The organism is Micromonospora qiuiae (genome assembly GCF_016863555.1).
Classification (GTDB): Bacteria; Actinomycetota; Actinomycetes; order Mycobacteriales; family Micromonosporaceae; genus Micromonospora; species Micromonospora qiuiae.
Map to the genome: position 1 here is coordinate 1 of NZ_BOPC01000069.1, position 2,481 is coordinate 2,481.

Genomic DNA, 2,481 nt, shown 5'->3' on the forward strand with positions numbered 1-2,481 from the left:
CAACTACGGCACCAGGGACCTCCTTCCATAGCCGGACCATCCCGGAGTAGCTGTCTATCCCATCTGGGAGTCATGCCGGCTCCCTACTCGATCCCACGAGGGACCACGCCGCAGCCATCGCGAGCCAACCTGCCCTGGCGACCATCCCGCACTGCTCGGCGGTGGCGCTTACGCGATGTCGCGTCGCCTGTTTTTGATCTTGCTGGCGACGTCGTCGGCGGCGTCGTGGTGGAGTTGCCCCGGCCCCGGCAGACGAGGGCTTTGAGGCTGATGCCCCAGCGGCATTCGAGTTCGAAGTCGAGCCGCGGTGGCAGTTCGTCGGCCAGGAGCGTGCTGGGGGCGAGGAACTCGGAGGCGAACGCGGTGGCCGCGCGTTGCAGAATTGGCTGCCGGCTCGGCGCCGTGCTGCAGGAGTAAATGTCCGAGTTCGTGTGCGGCTCCATCCGCGAGCAGGCCTTGTCGGTCTTGGCGAGATTGAGGAGGACGAAGGCTGCTGGCCGTACCAGTGAGAAAAGTCGTCGACCCGTTCCAAAGCTCGGGTAGTTACCGTCATTGCCTTCGGGTGGCAGACGCCGCGAGCACCCGCTGGTGGCGTCCCGACCTCCAATGTGGGACCAGGGCGGCAGTGCCTGCGGGTCAATGGCGGGCAGAAGAGTCTCCGCGACGCCCACCGGTCCAAGAACCGAGCCGTCCGGGCTTCCGGGATCTCGAAGCGATCACGCGTTCGCCGGCCACCGGAATGGCGGGCTGGGAGGCACAGCCCGCGTCATCGCCAGCCTGCTCCCAAACTGCTCCCAATTTAAGGGGTGACAGCCAAGAAGCTCGTTACCGACTCTTCCGGCAACGAGCTTCTGACCTATATGTATCGATGGTGGGCGATACTGGGATCGAACCAGTGACCTCTTCGGTGTGAACGAAGCGCTCTCCCGCTGAGCTAATCGCCCCTCAGCGCGGATGACTCTACCCGATCGAGCGTCCGGATCGCGAACCCGGGGTCAGTGCGTCGCGAGGTAGTGCAGCACCCGGGCGATCACGTCGATGCCGAGGCTGTGCTTGATCGAGAACAGGGCCACGGCGCTGACGAAGACGATGCCGACCGAGCCGATCACAAACCTTACGGCGAGTGACTGCTTCTTCACCCAGGCTGCCCAGCCGTAGACGTGGCGGCGAGTGAAGTTGAGCAGTCGCTTGGCCCAGTGGAACTCCACCGCCCAGATGCCGAGGCCGGCGATCACGATCAGCCAGCCGGGGCCGGGCAGTGGGATGAGCACGACGCCGACGCAGATCACGAGGGCGCCCAGCATCCCAACTACGATCTTGAGGGCGACCCGGCCGGTGGGATTGGCCCGGATCAGTGCAAGGGTGGTGGATATTCGCCGCCGCCAGCGCGTGTGGTCGCGCCGCTCGGATACGGCGACAGCACCCTCCTCGCGTTCGGCACTGCCGTTCATCTCGATCAACCCGCCACCGTTCACCCCGACCGGACCTGTTCGCCTCGCCGAGGCGTACTCACCCCGCCCGGCGGAGCCATTCTCCCTGGCGTAGCCGGACCCGTTGCCACCCGGCCGGTCATCACCGGACGGGCCGCGTTCGACCACGGACCGACCGCGCCGGTCACCCTGCTCCTCTGGCACCCCGTACCCCCGCTGTTCGGCTCTTCGGACCGCGACGTTCGGCGGGATCCGCGCCGCCATGAGGTCCACTGAGGATCGCTTACCGACCATTTCACCCCAGTGTGACGCGAGCCCGTCACTGCAACGGCCGACTGGACGTTACCGGAGTAAGTCGACGACTGAACCAACCCGATGCCGGGCGGGATCAACGCACTGGGCAGAACCGGAAATCCTAGATGAATTTTCACATTCACGCGGCCTTTCCGACCCCCTTCCCACCACTGGGTGAAGTCAGCGTATGGCGGAGCGTAGCCAGGAGTAGCGCCTGAGTATGGGAAAAGCGGGACACGCGCGTTCCGCAGCGGTGCCGGGGGGAGAACGTTCATGAGTGTCATCCGACCGACGACCGTAGAGGTCGAGACGTCACTAAGGCTCGTCGCGCCTGACGCCACCGCCTTGCCGGTGCGCGCCAGTCTGCGCTACGACCCTGCTGACCCGTATGCCGTCCATGTCCTATTCCACGCCGAATCGGCCGGTGGCGAGGCGGTGAGTTGGTCCTTCGCCCGCGAATTGCTGGTCACCGGGCTCGACGAGCCGGCCGGCATCGGCGACGTGCGGGTCTGGCCCTGGGCGACACCGCGTGGGGACTTCGTCGCCCTGGCGCTGTCGTCGCCCGACGGCAACGCCCTGTTCGAGGTGCCGCGCAGCGTGCTGGTGCGCTTCCTGCGGCGAACCTACGTCGTCGTCCCACGCGGCCGGGAGGCCGAACACCTGGACGTCGACACGGCGGTGAACCGGCTGCTGGCCGGGCGCTGACCGAGACGGAAGGCCGGGGCCGCGCGGATCTGCCGAGTCCGCGCGGCCCCGT

Annotated in this window: 2 protein-coding genes and 1 tRNA gene; 1 reads left to right on the forward strand and 2 read right to left on the reverse strand. The window is 66.7% G+C overall.

Annotation, left to right across the window (positions count from 1 at the left end; genetic code table 11):
* Positions 1–869: 869 nt before the first annotated feature.
* Positions 870–944, reverse strand: a tRNA-Val gene (locus tag Vqi01_RS22820).
* Positions 945–995: 51 nt separating this feature from the next.
* Positions 996–1,724, reverse strand: coding sequence for a TIGR02611 family protein (locus Vqi01_RS31685; RefSeq protein ID WP_372444411.1), 729 nt, complete (start codon positions 1,722–1,724; stop codon positions 996–998).
* A gap of 273 nt (positions 1,725–1,997) precedes the next feature.
* Here Vqi01_RS31685 and Vqi01_RS22830 point away from each other — a divergent pair, with 273 nt between their 5' ends.
* Complete coding sequence (locus Vqi01_RS22830) at positions 1,998–2,429, forward strand: SsgA family sporulation/cell division regulator (RefSeq protein WP_007457244.1); 432 nt, start codon at positions 1,998–2,000, stop codon at positions 2,427–2,429.
* Positions 2,430–2,481 lie beyond the last annotated feature (52 nt).

Excerpts from the sequence above, each read along its gene's own strand:
- Vqi01_RS31685 (WP_372444411.1), bottom strand. The coding sequence starts at position 1,724 with ATGGTCGGTAAGCGATCCTCAGTGGACCTCATGGCGGCGCGGATCCCG.
- Vqi01_RS22830 (WP_007457244.1), top strand. The coding sequence starts at position 1,998 with ATGAGTGTCATCCGACCGACGACCGTAGAGGTCGAGACGTCACTAAGG.